Origin of the sequence: Pseudomonas sp. NLJ1 (assembly GCF_049486705.1) — a bacterium.
GTDB classification, from domain to species: domain Bacteria; phylum Pseudomonadota; class Gammaproteobacteria; order Pseudomonadales; family Pseudomonadaceae; genus Aquipseudomonas; species Aquipseudomonas inefficax.
Genome location: NZ_CP137735.1, coordinates 413,044 through 431,384, shown reverse-complemented (window position 1 = coordinate 431,384; position 18,341 = coordinate 413,044). Strand labels below are relative to the sequence as shown.

The following is an 18,341-nucleotide window of genomic DNA, read 5'->3' as shown; positions in this document are numbered from 1 at the left end:
GCTCCCACAGCATCTCCATCAGGCTCAAGGCCAGCGCGGTACCTGTGGGAGCGGGCAAGCCCGCGAAGAGGCCAGTACAGGAAAGCCCAGTCAGAACCAGCGATCGTTTTTCCGGCGCCCACGGGTCAGCGCCGGCAGGATCAGCCCCGCCAGCAAGCCCGCGCCGGCAATGCTGCCGCCATACACCATGTAGCGCATCATCACCTGCTTGTTCTCGTCCCCCAGGCGCGCCTGGGTATCGCGCAGCTGCGACTGGCTCTGGTCAAGCTGCTCATTCAGCGCCTTGTTGCGTGCTTCCAGTTCGTCTATCAGCTTCTTGCGTGAATCGAGGGTTTCCTGCATGCCCTGCACGCGGTTCTTCCAGCTGTCGTCGATGTTCTTCAGCTGCCCGGTCAGGTCCGCGACCTGGGCATCTAACTGCGGCAGGCGTTCGCTCTGGCCTGGCACCGACTGCAGGTCGTTGCTGAGAATCCATACCAAATCGCCGTTCTGCCCGCGCACCTGGCTGTAGTTGCCCTGGGTGTCGATCAGGGTCAGCTTCTGCCCGGACTTGAGCGTACCGACAATGCGGTGGCCATCGGTGGGGCCGCTGCGCACATAGGTGCTCAGGCTATCGCTGACCCAGCGTGCATCGCTGGCAGGCTCTTCGGCGTGCACCGGCGCGGCAAGGGTCACCAGGCTGGCGATCAGGCCGCCGCGCAGGGCAGTGAGGGCGGAAGCAGTTAGGCGGGAATCGGGCATGTTGGGTCTTCGCTGAAACAGGACAAAAGTAGGCCCGGTGACTGGGCCGATGAACCGGTCGGTGGGTTGACCGTCAGCGAAAGACCGTTTTTTGGTAAGCGGGTTCACTACCTGGTGTCGGAAATGTCTGCAGGATGTTGCAGCGACCCATCCGGCAACTCGGGCTAGACTCATAGGCTCACACTCTTTCATGGAGCAAGGCCATGACTGCCAGGAACACCGTCTGCCTCTGGTACGACAACGACGCCGAGGAGGCGGCGAGCTTCTACGCCAGGGTCTTTCCCGACAGCAAGGTAGTAGCCCTGCACAAGGCGCCGAGTGATTACCCGTCGGGCAGGGAGGGCGACGTGATCACGGTGGAGTTCACCGTCATGGGGATCCCCTGCGTGGGGCTCAATGGAGGTAAGGCCTTCACCCATTGTGAGGCATTTTCATTCCAGGTCAGCACCGAGGATCAGGCAGAGACCGACCGCTTGTGGGATGCCATCGTCGGTAATGGCGGCGAGGCCAGCGTCTGCGGCTGGTGCAAGGATAAATGGGGGATTTCGTGGCAGATCACCCCGCGCATCCTCATCGAAGCCATCGGCCACCCCGACCGGGCGGCGGCCAAGCGGGCGTTCGAGGCGATGATGCAGATGGGCAAGATCGATGTGGCCAGGATAGAGGCGGCGTTGAAGGGCTGACCGCGCCGCCTGCTTCGCGGGTGAACCCGCTCCCACAGGTACAGCGCAAGCTTGCGGCTCACGCTGTGCCTGCGAAGGGCTGCGCAGCAGCCCCGATCTCACAGGCTTGCCCAATCAGTTGCCGGTCACTTCAGCCTCTGCCGACGTCGGTTTGGCCGAAGCCTTCTTCTCCTGCACCACAATGTAGAACTCTTCGCCATGCTTCACCGCGCCATACAACACGGCCTTTTCGATCAGTTCGTTGCCGCGCAGGTGGCGCAGCATCATCGGGTCCTTGCGCAGGTCGCGATACAGCGCCAGGCAAAGCAGCACCATCACCACCACGAACGGCAGGGCCACGACGATGGTCAGGTTCTGCAGGCCGGTCAGCGCCTCACCAGGATCGCGCGGGTCGCCGATTGCCAGCATGATCGCCGCCACCGTACCGGTCAGCGCACCCCAGAAGATCACCGTGCGCCGTGATGGCGTGGTAGTGCCGTGTTCGGACAGCGTGCCCATCACCAGCGAGGCCGCATCGGCACCGGAGACGAAGAAGATACCCACCAGAACCATCACCAGCACGGATGTCGCCGAGGCCAGCGGGTAGCTGTCCAGCAACTGGTACAACGCGTGGTTGCTGTTGACCGTGCCATTGGCCAGCTGGAAGGCGCCTTCGCGCAGGGCTTCGATACTCGCGCCGCCAAAGATGGTGAACCACACAAGGCTGACCAGGCTCGGTACCAGCAGCACCCCGGTAACGAACTGGCGGATGGTGCGGCCGCGGCTGATGCGGGCGATGAACATGCCCACGAACGGCGTCCAGGAAATCCACCAGGCCCAGTAGAACACGGTCCAGCCGGCCAGCCAGCTGTTCATCTGTTCACCGCCGCTGGCATTGGTGCGGGCCATCATCTCAGGCAGCATCTTGACGTAGATGCCAATCGAGGTTGGCAACAGGTTGAGCATCAGCAGGGTCGGGCCGACCATGAACACGAACACCGCCAGCACCAGCGCCAGCACCATGTTGGTGTTGGACAGCCACTGGATACCCTTGCCGATGCCCGACACCGCCGAGGTGACGAAGGCGATGGTCAGCAGGGTGATGATCGAGATGTAGAACAGTTTGCCGGGGCTTTCGATCCAGCCGTTGTATTCCAGGCCACCAGCGATCTGCAGCGCGCCCAGGCCCAGCGAGGCCGCCGAACCGAACAGCGTGGCGAAGATCGCCATCATGTCGATCAGGCGGCCGAGCGGGCCGTTGGCATGCTTGCCGATCAACGGCCGGAAGGCGGCGGAGATGAGCTGCGAACGGCCGCGGCGGAAGGTGCCATAGGCAATTACCAGACCGACGATGGCGTACATGGCCCAAGGGTGCAGGGTCCAGTGGAACAGCGTGGTGGCCATGGCCACCTGCATCGCTTCGCTGGACTGCCCGGCGGTCGTCGCTGGTGGTGGCGACACATAGTGCGACAGCGGTTCGGCAACGCCGAAGAACATCAGGCCGATGCCCATGCCGGCGCTGAACATCATCGCCACCCAGGACACCGTGCGGAATTCTGGCTGCTCGCCATCACGGCCCAGCGGGACCCGGCCGTAACGACTGGCGGCCAGCCACAGCACGAACACCACGAACAGCGAGGAAGTAAGCACGAAGAACCAGCCGAAGTTGAGTATGACCCAGGATTGCGCGCTGGAGGCTCTGCTGGCGAGGCTGGCCTGGTTGAGGAAGCCCCAGAGGACGAAAGCGATTGCCAGGAGGCTGGTGAAACCAAAGACGATCCAGTCAAGCTTGCCCTCGAAATGCCGGTCCTGGCGTGCTTCTGCGGTTTTCGAGGGGTCCGTCACGCCAAGGTCGAGCGTTTCGGTGATGTGTTCCTTTGCCATGAATGATGAGGCCCCTTTTCGGCTTACCTGCTGGTGCAGGCTTGTAGTTGTGTGGGCGACCGAGTTCGATGACTGTCTCGGCGAGGAGATTGCTGGCGCGATTATCCTGCGCACGAAACGGCGGCTCCTGTCCCGATAACGCCTCGGGGCGTCCATTACGCGACCTGCCAAATACTTTTAGTTCTGGGGGGGATGACCCTTTCTGCTTCGCGTTCTGGTACCCTGATGGGCATTCCCCGGGCCTGCACATCCGAGCACCGTAGAAGCGCTGCTGCTTGTGGACCTGGCCGTACCAGGAAACGGAGATTCGTCCAAATGGCCACTGACCGTGTGAGCCTGATTCACTTCGATAAATTGAGCATGAGCCCTGCCGCTGCCGATCGGTTCCAGAAAGCCCTCGACGCGCTGGAAGCGCTCAAGCTGCAGGACCGTTACGTGTATCTCATCGCTCCTTATCTGGGTGATATCGCTGATGCCTCCGACCGCGATCAACTGGCCACCGCCGTGGAGCAGGGCTTGCGCGTGGTCGACGAGCTGCTGGCTGCCCGATCGGTCAGCAAGGTCAAGGCCGAGGAAGTGCGCCAGGTGTTCCACAGCGCCGCCGAGCGCGCGCAGGCAGAATTGCCTGGCTGAGTGGCGGCATGGCCAAAGACATCGACAACCCCTGCGTCTCGCTGTGCCAGCTCAATAGCGAGCTGTGCGTGAGCTGCGGTCGTACCCGTGAGGAAATCCGCAAATGGCGGGGCATGAAGCGCCCCGAGAAGATGGCCACCGTGCAGCGGGCGGCAACGCGGATGAAGGCTATCGCCAAGAAGGCGGCCAAGCGGCAGAATGCCGACTGAACCTGCGCCTTTTGCGCGCGGCCTTTCCTGACTGTCTGACGAGCCTGAAATGGATTCTCACTCGCTGTTCGCTTTTACCCTGGTCGCTGCAATCGCGATCGCCAGCCCTGGCCCAGCCACACTGATGGCCATCAACAACAGCCTGGCCCATGGCCAACGCAGCGCGATCTGGTCGTCGCTGGGCAATGGCTCGGGCCTGTTCTGCCTGTCGGCAGCCGCCATGCTGGGCTTGGGGGCGCTGCTGGCCAGTTCTGAAGTACTGTTCAACGCCGTGAAGATCCTGGGGGCGGGCTACCTGTTCTACCTGGGGGCGCGGCAATTGCTGAAAAAGAGCCCGATGCTGGTGCAGGGCGCCGCAGAGGGTATGACCAAGGCCCGGCCCACGCCGCTTAAACTTTACAAGTCGGCGTTTCTCACGGCAGTGACCAACCCCAAGGCGACCATGTTCTTCACCGCACTGTTCCCGCAGTTCATCGACCAGGGGGCGGCCCTGCTGCCGCAGTTCCTGATCCTGACCGGGATATTCGTAGCATTGTCGCTGGTTTCGCTGAGCCTGTATGCCGCGCTGGCGGCACGGGCCAAGGGCGTGCTGACCCGGCCGTCGCTGTCGCGCTGGGTGAGCAGGGTGGTGGGCACGACCTTCATCGGTTTTGGCGCGGCGATCCTGGCGATGCGCCGGCAGGGGGCCTGAAGACCGAGGGGCGCTCCCCTGACCGATGAAAGGCCAACCTGATGGCCATACATGGTCCAGACTATCTGCAGCACGCACAGATGGGTGCTGCAGTCGACCACAGGATGTGGCAGCCTTTGGCCACCGCTCCGGGTCTGCGGATGTTACATGTGCCGAGGGTTGTCGATGATCGAGCGCTGCTTTCGCCACGCTTTGCTGCTGTTGTCGTGCCTGCTGCTGCCGCTGGCGGCGGTAGGGCACGAGGAATGCCGGCGGCTGACTGCCACCGGCAACCCGGAGTACCCCCCCTACCTGTGGCGCGACCCGCAAAACCCCCGGCAACTGATCGGTGCCAATGCCGACCTGCTCAAGTACCTGGGCAAGCAACTGGGGCTGGAAATCGAGGTGGTCTATGGCGGGCCTTGGTCGCGCGCCCAGGAAGAGGTGCGCACGGGCCGGATCGACCTGATGGCCGGGTATTTCCTGACCAAGGCCCGTCAGCAGCAGATGGACTTCATTGCCCCGGCATTCCTGCATACCCCAAGCGTTGTCTGGGTGCGCCAGGACAATACCTTTGCCTACCGGCAATGGGCCGACCTGAAGGGCCGCAAAGGCGGCACGCTGGTCAACAACAGCCACGGCCAGCAGTTCGACGATTACGCCCGGGCCAACCTCACCCTCGAAGCGGTACCCGGTGCCAGGCAGGCATTCGAGAAGTTGATGCACAAGCGCAGCGATTACGTGGTGTACGAACAGTATCCCGGCTTGGCGCTGACGCGCACCTTGGGGATTGCAGACACAGTACAGGTGCTGGAGCCACCGATATCCAGCGAAGGGCTGTACCTGGCGCTGTCGCATGACTCGCCCTGTAACCAGCCGAAGCTGCGTGAGGCGCTGGCGAGGGAGATGGAAAAGATCGTTGCCGGGGCGTTGCCGGAGCAGCTGTTGCAGCAAAACCTGGAGCGGTGGCAATAAATTGCAGCCTGGTATGCGGTCCCTTGTAGGAGCGGCCTTGTGTCGCGATGGGGCGCGCAGCGGCCCCGGCTATATCTGCGGCGAAGCTGAAAACAGGGGCCGCTTCGCGCCCCATCGCGACACAAGGCCGCTCCTACAGGGGCTGCACCAGCTGCTTGGCTTCCTTGGCCTGGGTCACGCTGACCGCGCCGGGCAGGCTGACATTGTTCTTCGCCGCAAGGATCTCGGCCATGACGCTGACGGCAATTTCGGCTGGGGTCTTGCTACCGATATAAATGCCGATCGGGCCGTGCAGGCGCTGCAACGACGCTTCGCTTTCACCAAAGTGTTCGATCAGCCGCTCGCGGCGCAGCTGGCTGTTGCGCCGTGAGCCGATGGCACCGATATAGAACGCCGGGCTGTGCAGGGCTTCGAGCAGGGCCAGGTCGTCCAGCTTGGGGTCGTGGCTGACAGCGACGATGGCGCTGCGCAGGTCCGGGGCGAAGGCGCGGACCACGTCGTCCGGCATGCCGGCCAGGTGGTTGACGCCGGCAACGTTCCAGCCTGCCGTGTACTCGGGGCGCGGGTCGCACAGTGAAACGCTGAAGCCATTGAACAGGGCCATGGTCGCCAGATATTCGGCGAGCGCGCCGGCACCGATCAGCAGCAGGCGGTAGCCGGGGCCCAGGGTACTGAGCATGTGCCGGCCATCGAAGCTGAACAGTTCGGGCGTGTTGGTGGCGGTGAGGCTGGCTTTGCCGCTGCCCAGGTCGAGCCCACGGCGTACCAGGTTGCCGCCGTCGAGGCCGGCGAGCAGTTGCTCGAGGTGTGGCAGCGACGGGGCGAATTCCAGGACCAGTTCGAGGGTGCCGCCGCAGGGTAGGCCGAAGCGGTGGGCCTCGTCGGCACTGACGCCATAGCGCACCACCTGGGGCAGGCCGCCGGGCATGCCGGGGCCGCCGTAAGCGCTGGTGTAGCGGTGAATGAGGTCGTCCTCGATGCAGCCGCCAGAGACACTGCCGACCACCCGGCCATCGCTGCGCAGAGCCATCATCGAGCCAACCGGGCGGGGGGAGGAACCCCAGGTGCGGGCGACCGTGGCGAGCAAGGTACGGTGGCCGGCGGCGAGCCAGTCTCGGGTGGTGCGCAGGACCAGCAGGTCGATGCTTTCCATGGGGACTCCATTAAACCTGATGTTCAAGGGGGGTGTGTGCCGGCCTCTTCGCGGGTGAACCCGCTCCCACAGGTACTGCACAGGTCTTAGGAGCGGTGCAAATCCTGTGGGAGCGGGTTCACCCGCGAAGAGGCCGGCACAGCCACCAAATTCAGCGCATATGCAAAATGATCGGGCTACTACTGGCCGGGTCGGTATGCCCGCGCAACTTGCCCACCGCCTGCGCATTCACCGCGCCACCCTTGTTGCCCCAGGCGCTGCGCACGAAACCCAGCACATCGGCAATTTCCTGGTCACTCAGTTGCTCACGGAAAGCCGGCATGCGATAGGCATCGGGCAACCCGGCCGTCACCACCCGCTGCGAACCATTGAGGGTGATATTGATCGCCGATGCGTCTTCCCTGGCCAGTGCCGAGGTGGCGCCGGCCAAGGGTGGCATCCATTCGGCCTGGCCCTTGCCGTCCAGGCCGTGGCACGACGCACAGCGGGTTGCATAGGTATGCGCCCCAGGCCTGTCGAGCCACGCTGGCGTCGATTCGGCCTGGTACTGCCACGGCGCACCGTCGCGTTGCGGGTCGCCGGGTAGCGACTTCAGGTAGCGGGCAATGGCGGCCAGGTCCTCGTCACTCATGAACTGCGTAGAGTTGTTGAACGCCTCGGTCATCGAGCCGAATACCACCGCATGCCGGTTGCGTCCGGTCTTGAGGAACTGCGCGATCTCGGCCTCGCTCCAGCGCCCCAGCCCGGTGTTGGGGTCGGCACGCAGGCTCGGTGCATACCAACCGTCGAGCAGGGCACCAGCAAGGAACGGCTTGCCGCTGTCATCCAGGGCCTTTTCGTTGAAGGCCAGGCCGCGCGGGGTATGGCAGCTGCCGCAGTGGCCAGGGCCCTGGACGATGTAGGCACCGCGGTTCCACTGTGCATCCTGCCCGGCATGCTCGGCGTATGGCGTGGTGGCGGCGAACAGGCCGTTCCACACGGCAATGGGCCAGCGCCAGTTCAGCGGCCAGGGAATGTCGCTGGCAAGGTTGGCTTGCTGCACGGGTTGCACGCCGTGCATGAAGAAGGCGTACAGCGCCTTGACATCGTCATCGCTGAGCTTGGCGTAGGACGGGTAGGGCATGGCCGGGTACAGCCGCCGGCCACCGGGCGCGACGCCCTGGCGTACGGCACGGTCGAAGTCGGCCAGGCTGTAGTGACCGATGCCGGTGTCGCGGTCGGGGGTGATGTTGGTGGCGTGGATCGCCCCCAGCGGGGTGGCCATTTCCAGTCCGCCGGCGAACGGTTTGCCGTCCGGCAGGCTGTGGCATGCCACGCAGTCGCTGAGCCGGGCCACATACTCGCCGCGGCTGACCAGCGCCGGGTCGGTGGCCGTGGCCTGCGTACCGGCAAACGGCGAGGCGGGCTCGCGGGTGACGTACCAGGCCAGCAGGCCTGCCGCGACCAGGCACGGCAGTGCCAGCCAGCAAGCGGTTCTTGCGAAGCGATGGGTCATGGGGCGTCCTTGTGTGCTCAGCTGAAGGTATGGCGGCTCAATGGCAGGCTGCGCACGCGCTGGCCGGTGAGCTGCGCGACTGCGTTGGCCACCGCCGGTGCCACCGCGGGCAACGGTGGCTCGCCGATACCGCCCATCTTCGCCCCGCTCTCGACAATGCGCACATGCACCCTGGCCATCCGCGATGGCGGCAGGATCGGGTACAGGTCGTAGTTGCGCGCGCGCGGCTTGCCATCCACGTACACCGCTTCTTCCAGCAGCGTCTGCGACAGGCCCAGGGCGACGGCGCCGTTGACCTGATGCTCGATGATCGCCGGGTTGACGATGCTGCCCGGGTCGATGGCCTGCCAGATGTCGTGCACCTTGACCTGGCCGTTCTCGATCGACACCTCGGCAATGACCGCTGCCTCCGAGCCGAACGGCGAGGCCATGGCCACGCCACGTGCTCGCTTGCTGCCGTCCTCGGCGGTGAACGGCCCACGCTTCCAGCCGCCGGAAAGCTCGGCGACGGCCTGCAACAGGTTGGTCAGGCGCGGGTTGTCGCGCAGCAGGTGCAGGCGCAGTTCGAACGGGTCCTTGCCGCCTTTGTCGGCCAACTCGTCGAGGAACGACTCATAGAAGAAGTCGTTCAGCGAGTTGCCCACCGAGCGCCAGTAGCCGAGCATGGCCGGGCCTTTCACGTAGATCTGCGCGATGCGCTTGTTGGCGATCGCGTAGGACTTGCCCGACAGCCCTTCGAGCGCGGTCGGGTCGAGCTTTTCGCCTTGCTTGCCGGCGATGGCTTCGGTCGGGCCTTCGGTGGCGCTCACTGCTTCGAGGGCCACCGGCAGGCCGTCGGCATCCAGCCCGGCGCGGAACTTCACAACGGCGACCGGGCGCAGTACATCGCGGAGGAATTCTTCCTCGCGGCTCCAGATGAGTTTCACCGGCCGACCGACCGCCTTGGCCAAGGCAATGGCCTGCGGGTAGGGGTTGGCCGAGTCGTACAGGAAGTGGCGGCCAAAGAAACCGCCCAGCAGCGGCGAATGCAGGGTGATCTGCGCCGGGGCCAGGCCGGTGCGTTTGGCGATGTCGTCACGGAACATGTCCGGCGCCTGGTTGGGCAGCCACACCTCCAGGGTGCCGTCCGGGTTGAAGCGCGCCAGAGCCGACGGCGGTTCCAGCTGGGCGTGGTTGAGGTACTGGTTGTGGTAGGTGGCCTCGACTTGGGTCTTGGCACTGGCCAGCATGCCGGCCACATCGCCCTGGTTTTCGTCGTCGCGCGCCGGGCCCGTGACCGTGGCCAGGTGTTCGCGCCAGCCATCGCTGGAAAAGTCGGCCGGCATCGGCCGTACCGGGCTGTCGGCCGCGGGCTCCTTCCAGTCCACCTGGATGGCTTCGACCGCGCGCTTGGCGTGCCACCAGCGTTCGGCAACCACGGCCACGGCGCCAGGCAACTGATGCACCGAATGCACGCCCTTCATGGCCTTGACCTGGTCTTCGTTGCGCAGGCTGCCGACGGTCATGCCCAGGCGTGGCGCGTGCTGCACGGCAGCGTGGAGCATGCCGTCGACTTTGATATCGATGCTGTACACAGCCTTGCCGGTGGACTTGTCGTAGGCATCCAGGCGACGTACCGGTTTGCCGATCCAGCGAAACTGGCTGGGGTCGCGCAGCTTGACGCTGGCCGGGTCCGGCACCGGCAGGTCCATGGCACGCCCGGCCAGCTCACCGTAGGGGATGGAGCGGCCAGTCGTGGTATGTACTACATGACCCGGTGTGGTGGAGAGTTCTTCGACCGGCACGCCCAGCTGCTCGGCGCCCGCCTGCAGCAGCATGGCCCGGGCGAGGGCGCCCAGGCGGCGCATGGTCGGGTAGCTCATGCGCACCGACATGCTGCCGCCGGTGATGCGCATGCCGTTTTCCATCACTACATAGGCTTCTCCGGGCGGCGCGCTGTCGACCACGAAATTGGCCGGGTCGACGTCCAGCTCTTCACCAACGATCTGCGCCATGGCGGTGAAGGGGCCTTGGCCACCTTCCATGAACGGGCTGAGCAGGCGTACTTTGCCGTCCGGACGGATCTCCAGAAACGCCGGCACCTGGGTGCCGCGCTCCGGGGTTGCTGCGGCGGCTGCCTGCACGCGGGCCGACCCCATGGGCAGGCCGAAACCCAGCACCAGAGCACCGACAGCCGTACCGGCAAGAAAGCGCCGACGCGACAGGTTGACCGTTTCGCCCCGTTGCAGCTTCAGCAGTTCGGCGGGGGTATCGACTGGTGTGTTCATCAGGCCTTCTCCCCTTGGGCCAACTCATGCATGGCGACATGGATGGCATTGTAGGTACCGCAGCGGCACAGGTTGACCATGGCTGCTTCGATCTGTGCGTCACTGGGCTTGGGCGTATGCTTGAGCAGCGCCGTGGCCGCCATTACCTGACCGGACTGGCAGTAGCCGCACTGGGCCACCTGGTGCTCGACCCAGGCCGCGACCACCCGTTTGCCGACGGCATCGGCCTCGATCGCCTCGATGGTGGTCACCTCGCGTCCGACCACGCCGGCCACCGGGGTGACGCAGGCGCGCACCACGTTGCCGTCTACCAGCACCGAACAGGCGCCGCACTGGGCCAGGCCGCAGCCATACTTGGTGCCGGTCAGCCCCAGGTCATCGCGGATCACCCATAGCAGGGGCGTGTCGGCGTCTGCCTCGACCTGGTAGGTCTTCTGGTTGATGCGTAGTTCCATGGTTCACCTGCCCGTCAACGGTTGCTGTCGCTTGGTTTCTTCTGAGTGGGGAGTACGGTGCTCCCCAGTGCAGAAACGCTAGCACAGCGAGGTGACCGCTGGTCTGCTGGCGGGGCAGGTTCAGAGGATCAGGCAAGCAATTCGGTGGAATACGCAAGTCTGTACCGGTCCTATCGCCAGCAAGCCGGCTCCCACCTCGACCGTATCGACCGCAAGTCATGTGCAGTTCCTGTGGGAGCTGGCTTGCCGGCGATAGGGCCGGTACAGGCAAACAGGACTTCCGGCAGAAAAACCCGGATAATGCCGGCCAATTTCGTTTTGCACGCTTAAATCACGGTAATCCCGCATGGAAATCAAGGTCAATTTTCTCGACAATCTCCGTCTCGAAGCCAAGTTCGACGACTTCACGGTGATCGCCGACCAACCGATCCGTTACAAGGGTGATGGCTCGGCGCCGGGGCCGTTCGACTATTTCCTGGCGTCTTCGGCCTTGTGCGCGGCTTACTTCGTCAAGCTGTACTGCCAGACCCGCGACATCCCCACCGAAAACATTCGCCTGTCGCAGAACAACATCGTCGACCCGGAAAACCGCTACAACCAGGTCTTCAAGATCCAGGTCGAGCTGCCCGAGGACATTTCCGAGAAGGACCGCCAGGGCATCCTGCGCTCCATCGACCGTTGCACGGTGAAGAAGGTGGTGCAGACCGGCCCCGAGTTCGTGATCGAAGTGGTCGACAACCTCGATGCCGATGCCCAGGGCCTGCTGATGCCGGTGGCGGACACCAGCACTTACATCGCCGGCAAGGACCTGCCGCTTGAGCAGACCATCGCCAACATGTCGGGCATCCTCGCCGGGCTGGGGATGAAGATCGAGATCGCCTCGTGGCGCAACATCGTGCCCAATGTGTGGTCGCTGCATGTGCGCGACGCCCAGTCGCCGATGTGCTTCACCAACGGCAAGGGCGCGACCAAGGAGGCCGCGCTGGCCTCGGCGCTGGGCGAGTTCATCGAGCGCCTTAACTGCAACTTCTTCTATAACGACCAGTTCTGGGGCGAGGACCTGGCCAACGCGCCGTTCGTGCATTACCCGAACGAGCAGTGGTTCAAACCCGGCCCGCGTGATGCGTTGCCAGCCGAAATCCTCGACGAGCACTGCCTGGCCATCTACAACCCGGACGGCGAGCTGCGTGGCTCGCACCTGTACGACACCAATTCGGGCAACACCGCGCGCGGTATCTGCTCGTTGCCGTTCGTGCGCCAGTCCGACCAGCAGGTGGTGTACTTCCCGTCCAACCTGATCGAAAACCTGTTCCTCAGCAACGGCATGAGCGCCGGCAACACCCTGGCCGAGGCGCAGGTGCAGTGCCTGTCGGAAATCTTCGAGCGCGCGGTGAAGCGCGAAATCCTCGAAGGCGAGCTGTGCCTGCCGGATGTGCCGCAGGAGGTGCTGGCCAAGTACCCGGCCATTGTCGCCGGCATCCAGGGCCTGGAGGAGCAGGGCTTCCCGGTGCTGGTCAAGGATGCGTCGCTGGGGGGCGAGTTCCCGGTGATGTGCGTGACCTTGATGAACCCGCGCACCGGCGGCGTGTTCGCATCGTTCGGTGCCCATCCGAGCCTGGAAGTGGCGCTGGAGCGCAGCCTCACCGAACTGCTGCAGGGCCGCAGCTTCGAAGGCTTGAACGACCTGCCGCAACCGACCTTCGAAAGCCACGCGCTGACCGAGCCGAACAACTTCGTCGAACACTTCATCGACTCCAGCGGCGTGGTGTCGTGGCGCTTCTTCAGTGCCAAGGCCGACTTCGAGTTCGTCGAGTGGGACTTCTCCGGCCACGGCGAGGATTCCAACGTGCAGGAGGCCGCGACCCTGTTCGGCATCCTCGAAGACCTGGGCAAGGAAGTGTACATGGCGGTGTACGACAACCTCGGTGCCACTGCCTGCCGCATCCTGGTGCCGGGTTACTCGGAGATCTACCCGGTCGAGGACCTGATCTGGGACAACACCAACCGCGCCTTGTCGTTCCGCGCCGACATCCTCAACCTGCACAGCCTGGACAACCGTTCCCTCAAGCTGCTGCTCAAGCGTCTGGACAACTGTGATGTGGATGACTACACCACCATCACCTCGCTGATCGGCGTGGAGTTCGACGAGAACACGGTGTGGGGCCAGCTGACCATTCTCGAGTTGAAGTTGCTGATCTGCCTGGCGGTACAGCGCTTCGAGGAAGCCAAGGAACTGGTCGAGGCGTTCCTGCAGTTCAACGACAACACCGTCGAGCGTGGCCTGTTCTACCAGGCGCTGAACGTGGTGCTGGAAGTGCTGCTGGACGATGAACTGGAAATGGACGACTACGAAGCCAACTTCCGCCGCATGTTCGGTAACCCGCGCATGGACGCGGTGCTGGGTTCGGTAGACGGCAGCGTGCGCTTCCATGGCCTGACCCCGACCAGCATGAAGCTCGAAGGCCTCGACCGCCACCTGCGCCTGATCGAAAGCTACAAGAAGCTGCACGCGGCCCGGGCCAAGTTCGCCTGATATCTGACAGGTATTCTTTCCCTCGCAGAACAAGCCTTGTGGGAGCGGCCTTGTGTCGCGAAAGGGCTGCGTAGCAGCCCCAGGATTTCTGCGGTGACGCGAATATTGCTGGGGCCGCTGTGCGGCCCTTTCGCGACACAAGGCCGCTCCCACAGGGGTAGCATGAGCCAATAGAGCTCATAGGTCTTTCATCGCTGGTGTTTACACCAAATCGATCTTGCTTCACCGCTTATTATTTCTTGCCGCTTCGCCTGCCAGGCGCGTAGCGTTTTGTTCCCATCCCCTGAATCCATGGCGCGTTGACCGCCAGAAGGACCTCGGCCGCGCACGACAAGAAGGCGCAGACCATGAGCACCCCTTTGGATACCAATGCCCTCAAAGCCCGCCAGCAAGCTGCATGGGCCAGTGGCGACTACGCGGTAATCGGCACAACCCTGCAACTGGTTGGCGAGCGCCTGGCAGAAGCCTGTGACCTGCGCTGGGATGAGCAGGTACTGGACGTCGCCGCCGGCAACGGCAATGCCACCCTGGCCGCCGCCCGGCGCGGTTGCCGGGTCACTTCCACCGACTATGTGCCCGAACTGCTCAAGCGCGGTGAAGAACGGGCGCGGGCCGAGCACCTCAACGTGGTGTTCCAGACTGCCGATGCCGAAGCCTTGCCGTTTGCCGACGGCACCTTCGATGCCGTGCTTTCCACTTTCGGCGTCATGTTTGCCCCCGACCAGGCCCAGGCTGCGCGCGAGTTGGCTCGAGTGTGCCGGCCCGGCGGCCGCATCGGGCTGGCCAACTGGACCCCGCAAGGCTTCGTCGGGCAGATGTTCAAGACCCTCGGGCGGCACGTACCGCCACCAGCCGGGGCTCTACCGCCCTCGCGCTGGGGTGATGAAGAGCAGTTGCGCGGGATGTTCGAGGGCGCGCTGGGCGAATTGAAAGTCAACCGCCAGCACTTCAACTTCCGCTATCGCTCGGCGGCGCATTTCATCGAGGTGTTCCGCACCTGGTACGGGCCGGTGCACAAGGCGTTTGCCTCGCTGGAACCGGAGGCGGCGGAGGCGCTGGAGCGGAATCTGACGCAATTGTTGAATGAAAGCAATGTGGGGGGCGAGTCGTCGTTGGTGGTGCCGAGTGAATACCTTGAAGTGGTGATCATTCGAGGTTGAACCCACGGGCCAAGCGCTCAATTCTTGCACTTGGCCATCACCACCTGGCAAGTCTTCGGTGTGCCCCCTGACCGGCTTGCATAGCGCACGCAGTTGTTCAGCGATTTTTGCCGGGCAATACTCAGCGTATTGCCCCACGCGAGGCCGCCTTCGCCGGTGGTGGGCACGGCTTTGGCGAAACAGTTGGAGCCTGTTGCGGGCGTCGCATACCGGACCTTGCCGGCTTTGCTGGAACAGCCGGCGGTGAGCGCCAGGCTGAAGGCGAGCAGTGTGGCCAGCGTCCATGATGCGTAGGGGCGAGTCGGTTTACTGCTCATAATGCTTTCCTTACCGAGGGCAGGACTCTGCAATTGCGAGCAAGGTGCTGTCCCTGTGGGGGCGGGTTTATCGAGGTGATAAACCGCCGCGAACACCGGCAAAGCCGGTGCCATGCACTGTGCAGGATATTGCATTCAAGCGAAGCGGTGAACGCTTGCGTTGCACCAGATAAGCAGCGCAAGGCCTTTGCACCCTGGCAAGGCCTTGCGCCTGGCGCAATGATCAGAACCGGTAGTTGAAGCTGGCTTCCAGCGTACGCGGTGCACCCGGGGTGATCAGGTTCACCGAACCGTGCGCGGAGGCATAGTAGTCGCGGTCGAACACGTTCTTCAGGCGCAGCGCGGCATCCCACTGCGGCACGCTGTACAGCAGCGCGGCGTCGAAGGTGGTGTAGCCCGGCATCACCACCACGTTGTCGAGTGCGGTGTAGCGCTCGTCGACGTAGTTGGCGCCGGCGGCCACCCGCCATTGCGGGGTCAGGGTACGCACCAGCCAGACGTTGGCGCTGTTACGCGGCGTCAGGGTAGGGGTCTGGCCTTCGTTGGCCACGCCGTTGGTCTTGCTGTTGGACTTGGTGATTTCGGCATCCAGGTAGGCGTAGCCGGCGTAGATCTGCCACTTGTCCGTGAGCTGCCCGCTGACGGTGGCTTCGAAGCCGTCGGTGCGCTGTTCGCCGGCCAGCACGGTCAGGTTGGGGTTGGCAGGGTCGGCGGTTTTCATGTTGGTGCGCTCGAGGCGGAATACCGCTGCGGTCACCGACAGGCGGCTGTCGAGCAGGTCCCATTTGGCGCCGATTTCGTAGTTGGTGGTTTCTTCCGGCTCCAGGTGCTGGTTGGTCGGGCTGACCGCGAACACTTCGCCCGAAGGCTGGTAGCTGCGGCTGACCGACACATAGTAGGACTGGATGTTATCCGGTTGGTAGACCAGGCCGGCACGCGGGCTCCAGGTCTTGTCGGTACGGTCGAGGTCCACGTTCTGCGCGCGGTCATCGTCGTATTCCTGGCCAAAGATGTCGTAACGCACACCGACCAAGGCCTTCCAGTGTTCGTTCAGTTCGATCATGTCCTGCACATACAGGCCAGTGGTCTGCTGGAAGTTGGTGCCTTTGGACGACAGGTTGGCGGCATGTTCCGGTACCGGCACCAAGGCGTCGCGGTACACCGGCACCTGGGCCACGTTGTTCTGGCTCAGCACTCGCTGGTGCTTGTCCTGGAAGCCCACTTCCACGCCATACAGCAGGTTGTGCTGCATACCGGCAAGCTGCGCCTGTTGCTTGAGCTCGGTCTGGTTGAACACGCCGTACTCGTCGCGGGCGACGTTGCCGCGGTTGAGCTTGACCAGCAGTTCGCCGTTGGGCGCGGTGACGAATCGCGTCGGGCTGCTGTCGGCCAAGGTGTTGTTGCGGTCCAGGTCGTAGCGGTAGTAACGGCTGGTGTTGGTCAGGGTGAAGTCGTCATTGATGCGGTAATCAAGGCTCGCAGTCAGCGAGAACACCTCGCTGCGGGCGTAGTCCTGGTCGGCATCGCCGGAGCCGAAGCGCTTGTCGCGGTCCACATCTACCGGGCGGTTGCCAAGGGCAGGGATACCAAAGTCGATCAGGCGCTTGTCGTACAGGTAGGTGGCGCCCAGGTTCAGTTCCAGGTCGTCGGAGAGGCGGAAGTAGGCCGATGGCGCGATGGCCTTGCGGTCGATGTAGCCATCGTCGCGGAAGGTGTCGCTGTCCTCGAAGGCACCGGTCACGCGGTAGGCCTGGTTGCTTTGCGGGTCGGCCCAGCCGGTGTCGAACTGGGTGCGGCGCTTGCCTTCGCTGTCGAAGCTCATGCCGACTTCACGCTTGGGCGTGAAGCTCGGCTTCTTGCTGATGCTGTTGATCAGGCCGCCCGAAGAGCCACGGCCGTACAGCACGGCGGCAGGGCCCTTGATCACCTCGACCCGCTCGATGTTGGACAGGTCACGGAAGTACAGGGCGTCGTCGCGCACGCCGTCGATGTACATGTCGCCAATGGCGCTGAAGCCGCGAATGGTCACCTGGTCGCGCTGGCCGTCGCCGTTGGACAGGCCGACGCCGGGCACGTTCTTCAACACATCTTCCATGGACTGCGCGCCCTGGTCCTTGATCACGCTTTCGGGCACGACGTTGACGGTTTGCGGGATGTCGCGCAGCGGGGCGTCGATCTTCATGGCGCTGCGGCTTTCGCTGGCCTTGTAGCTTTGCTGCTCGTAGGCGCTGGTGACGGCAGTGGCGGGCAAGGCGAGGGAACCCTGCGATTCAGGTTGAACGGCCGCATGAACAGCAGGCACAACCAGCAGGCCCAGCATGGAAATGGATGCTGGGGCAACAGACTTTTTTGCCATTACAGGTGACTCTTTGTTGTATTTGGAGGTCACGAATAGTAATGATTTGTAAATGTAAATCAAGTGTAAAGAATTCGCATTTGCTGTTGCAAGGGTGCGGATGGCGGAAAAGCGACGAGATGCGTCGCGGGAAAAGAGGGCCGGCAAGGCGGCAGGTAACGGCTATGCTTGTTGGCGCGTGAGCATTTCACGCACCTATCCGGTCTTGATTACATGGAAGCAGGCCTATGAATCCGATTCGTTCCCTCGTTCGTGCCGTTGCCCTTGCCACTCTGGCGTCCACCGCCAGCTTCACGGTGCAGGCGGCCGGTATTCCCATTGGCAGCGAGGCGCTGGAGAGCCACGTCACCACGCAGGTCACGGCCATCGACCTGGCCAACCGGCAGGTCACGGTGAAAGGCCCTGATGAAAAGAAGGATGTGACCTTCCAGCTCACGGAAAAGGCCAAGGCGCTGCCTAACCTCAAGGTGGGTGACCAGGTCGACATTTACGTGACCCGTGCGGTGGCCTATGTGCTGAATCCCGAAGTAGGCGGGGCGCCGAAGGCGACTGAAGAGTCCGGTACCATCCGCGCCACGGCAGACAACCCCAACCCGGGTGGCGAGGCATTCCGCCAGGTCAAGGTCACGTCACAGATCAAGAAGATCGACCTCAAGGCACATGAGGTGAGCCTGCTGCCGCCGGAGGGCAAGCTGCAGGTGGTCAAGGTCGAGAACCCTGACCTGCAGGCACGCATGAAGAACCTCAAGGTCGGCCAGACGGTCGACGCGATCTACACCGAAGTGCTGCGCGTCGAAACCTCGCGCTGACCATTCATTGGCGCAGTCCAGG

16 protein-coding genes are annotated in these 18,341 nt (G+C 63.7%); 8 read left to right on the top strand and 8 right to left on the bottom strand.

The features are described from left to right. Positions 1-90: 90 nt before the first annotated feature. Entirely contained in the window at positions 91-741 is a 651-nt protein-coding gene (locus tag R9B85_RS01890; RefSeq protein ID WP_423770770.1) for a TIGR04211 family SH3 domain-containing protein, read from the bottom strand. Between the two features lie 203 nt (positions 742-944). On the opposite strand from R9B85_RS01890, the gene R9B85_RS01885 reads away from it, so the two are divergent. Next, complete coding sequence (locus tag R9B85_RS01885) at positions 945-1,424, top strand: VOC family protein (protein WP_112252616.1); 480 nt, start codon at positions 945-947, stop codon at positions 1,422-1,424. Between the two features lie 114 nt (positions 1,425-1,538). On the opposite strand, the gene R9B85_RS01880 is transcribed toward R9B85_RS01885, so the two are convergent. Then, positions 1,539-3,287, bottom strand: a complete 1,749-nt coding sequence (locus tag R9B85_RS01880; protein ID WP_112252615.1) for a BCCT family transporter — start codon at positions 3,285-3,287, stop codon at positions 1,539-1,541. 315 nt (positions 3,288-3,602) lie between these two features. Between R9B85_RS01880 and R9B85_RS01875 the strand changes: the two genes are divergently transcribed. From R9B85_RS01875 to R9B85_RS01860, 4 genes are all read left to right on the top strand, one after another. Further along, positions 3,603-3,920: a hypothetical protein gene (locus tag R9B85_RS01875; RefSeq protein WP_112252614.1), complete on the top strand. Its 318-nt coding sequence runs from the start codon at positions 3,603-3,605 to the stop codon at positions 3,918-3,920. 8 nt (positions 3,921-3,928) lie between these two features. Beyond that, positions 3,929-4,129, top strand: a complete 201-nt coding sequence (locus R9B85_RS01870) for a DUF1289 domain-containing protein (RefSeq protein ID WP_112252613.1) — start codon at positions 3,929-3,931, stop codon at positions 4,127-4,129. A gap of 49 nt (positions 4,130-4,178) precedes the next feature. After that, positions 4,179-4,820, top strand: coding sequence for a LysE family translocator (locus R9B85_RS01865; protein WP_112252612.1), 642 nt, complete (start codon positions 4,179-4,181; stop codon positions 4,818-4,820). 165 nt (positions 4,821-4,985) lie between these two features. Next, entirely contained in the window at positions 4,986-5,774 is a 789-nt protein-coding gene (locus R9B85_RS01860; RefSeq protein WP_112252611.1) for a substrate-binding periplasmic protein, read from the top strand. A gap of 133 nt (positions 5,775-5,907) precedes the next feature. Here the strand turns inward: R9B85_RS01860 and R9B85_RS01855 are convergent, their stop codons facing one another. The 4 genes from R9B85_RS01855 to R9B85_RS01840 form a co-directional block, all read right to left on the bottom strand. Beyond that, positions 5,908-6,927, bottom strand: coding sequence for an XdhC family protein (locus R9B85_RS01855; RefSeq protein WP_112252610.1), 1,020 nt, complete (start codon positions 6,925-6,927; stop codon positions 5,908-5,910). Between the two features lie 151 nt (positions 6,928-7,078). Then, on the bottom strand, positions 7,079-8,422 hold the full coding sequence (locus R9B85_RS01850) for a c-type cytochrome (RefSeq protein ID WP_423770769.1): 1,344 nt from the start codon (positions 8,420-8,422) through the stop codon (positions 7,079-7,081). Positions 8,423-8,439: 17 nt separating this feature from the next. Next, on the bottom strand, positions 8,440-10,689 hold the full coding sequence (locus R9B85_RS01845) for a molybdopterin cofactor-binding domain-containing protein (protein WP_423770768.1): 2,250 nt from the start codon (positions 10,687-10,689) through the stop codon (positions 8,440-8,442). After that, complete coding sequence (locus R9B85_RS01840) at positions 10,689-11,144, bottom strand: (2Fe-2S)-binding protein (RefSeq protein WP_112252607.1); 456 nt, start codon at positions 11,142-11,144, stop codon at positions 10,689-10,691. The genes R9B85_RS01845 and R9B85_RS01840 overlap by 1 nt, the downstream gene beginning before the upstream one ends. Positions 11,145-11,490: 346 nt before the next feature. Between R9B85_RS01840 and R9B85_RS01835 the strand changes: the two genes are divergently transcribed. Beyond that, positions 11,491-13,677 carry an OsmC domain/YcaO domain-containing protein gene (locus tag R9B85_RS01835; RefSeq protein ID WP_423770767.1) on the top strand — a complete coding sequence of 729 codons (2,187 nt, stop codon included), beginning with the start codon at positions 11,491-11,493 and terminating at the stop codon, positions 13,675-13,677. Positions 13,678-14,024: 347 nt separating this feature from the next. Further along, complete coding sequence (locus R9B85_RS01830; protein WP_112252605.1) at positions 14,025-14,837, top strand: class I SAM-dependent methyltransferase; 813 nt, start codon at positions 14,025-14,027, stop codon at positions 14,835-14,837. Between the two features lie 17 nt (positions 14,838-14,854). Here R9B85_RS01830 and R9B85_RS01825 read toward each other — a convergent pair whose 3' ends face one another. Both R9B85_RS01825 and R9B85_RS01820 read right to left on the bottom strand, forming a co-directional pair. Continuing rightward, entirely contained in the window at positions 14,855-15,154 is a 300-nt protein-coding gene (locus tag R9B85_RS01825) for a hypothetical protein (RefSeq protein ID WP_112252604.1), read from the bottom strand. Between the two features lie 223 nt (positions 15,155-15,377). After that, entirely contained in the window at positions 15,378-17,510 is a 2,133-nt protein-coding gene (locus R9B85_RS01820; RefSeq protein WP_181457347.1) for a TonB-dependent receptor, read from the bottom strand. Between the two features lie 227 nt (positions 17,511-17,737). Between R9B85_RS01820 and R9B85_RS01815 the strand changes: the two genes are divergently transcribed. Next, entirely contained in the window at positions 17,738-18,319 is a 582-nt protein-coding gene (locus R9B85_RS01815; RefSeq protein ID WP_112252602.1) for a hypothetical protein, read from the top strand. Positions 18,320-18,341 lie beyond the last annotated feature (22 nt).

Bases quoted from the DNA above. Each gene is read 5' to 3' on its own strand.
- R9B85_RS01870 (WP_112252613.1), top strand. From the start codon at position 3,929: ATGGCCAAAGACATCGACAACCCCTGCGTCTCGCTGTGCCAGCTCAAT.
- R9B85_RS01830 (WP_112252605.1), top strand. From the start codon at position 14,025: ATGAGCACCCCTTTGGATACCAATGCCCTCAAAGCCCGCCAGCAAGCT.
- R9B85_RS01880 (WP_112252615.1), bottom strand. From the start codon at position 3,287: ATGGCAAAGGAACACATCACCGAAACGCTCGACCTTGGCGTGACGGAC.
- R9B85_RS01855 (WP_112252610.1), bottom strand. From the start codon at position 6,927: ATGGAAAGCATCGACCTGCTGGTCCTGCGCACCACCCGAGACTGGCTC.
- R9B85_RS01850 (WP_423770769.1), bottom strand. From the start codon at position 8,422: ATGACCCATCGCTTCGCAAGAACCGCTTGCTGGCTGGCACTGCCGTGC.
- R9B85_RS01860 (WP_112252611.1), top strand. From the start codon at position 4,986: ATGATCGAGCGCTGCTTTCGCCACGCTTTGCTGCTGTTGTCGTGCCTG.
- R9B85_RS01845 (WP_423770768.1), bottom strand. From the start codon at position 10,689: ATGAACACACCAGTCGATACCCCCGCCGAACTGCTGAAGCTGCAACGG.
- R9B85_RS01840 (WP_112252607.1), bottom strand. From the start codon at position 11,144: ATGGAACTACGCATCAACCAGAAGACCTACCAGGTCGAGGCAGACGCC.
- R9B85_RS01890 (WP_423770770.1), bottom strand. From the start codon at position 741: ATGCCCGATTCCCGCCTAACTGCTTCCGCCCTCACTGCCCTGCGCGGC.
- R9B85_RS01815 (WP_112252602.1), top strand. From the start codon at position 17,738: ATGAATCCGATTCGTTCCCTCGTTCGTGCCGTTGCCCTTGCCACTCTG.
- R9B85_RS01820 (WP_181457347.1), bottom strand. From the start codon at position 17,510: ATGGCAAAAAAGTCTGTTGCCCCAGCATCCATTTCCATGCTGGGCCTG.
- R9B85_RS01875 (WP_112252614.1), top strand. From the start codon at position 3,603: ATGGCCACTGACCGTGTGAGCCTGATTCACTTCGATAAATTGAGCATG.
- R9B85_RS01825 (WP_112252604.1), bottom strand. From the start codon at position 15,154: ATGAGCAGTAAACCGACTCGCCCCTACGCATCATGGACGCTGGCCACA.
- R9B85_RS01885 (WP_112252616.1), top strand. From the start codon at position 945: ATGACTGCCAGGAACACCGTCTGCCTCTGGTACGACAACGACGCCGAG.
- R9B85_RS01835 (WP_423770767.1), top strand. From the start codon at position 11,491: ATGGAAATCAAGGTCAATTTTCTCGACAATCTCCGTCTCGAAGCCAAG.
- R9B85_RS01865 (WP_112252612.1), top strand. From the start codon at position 4,179: ATGGATTCTCACTCGCTGTTCGCTTTTACCCTGGTCGCTGCAATCGCG.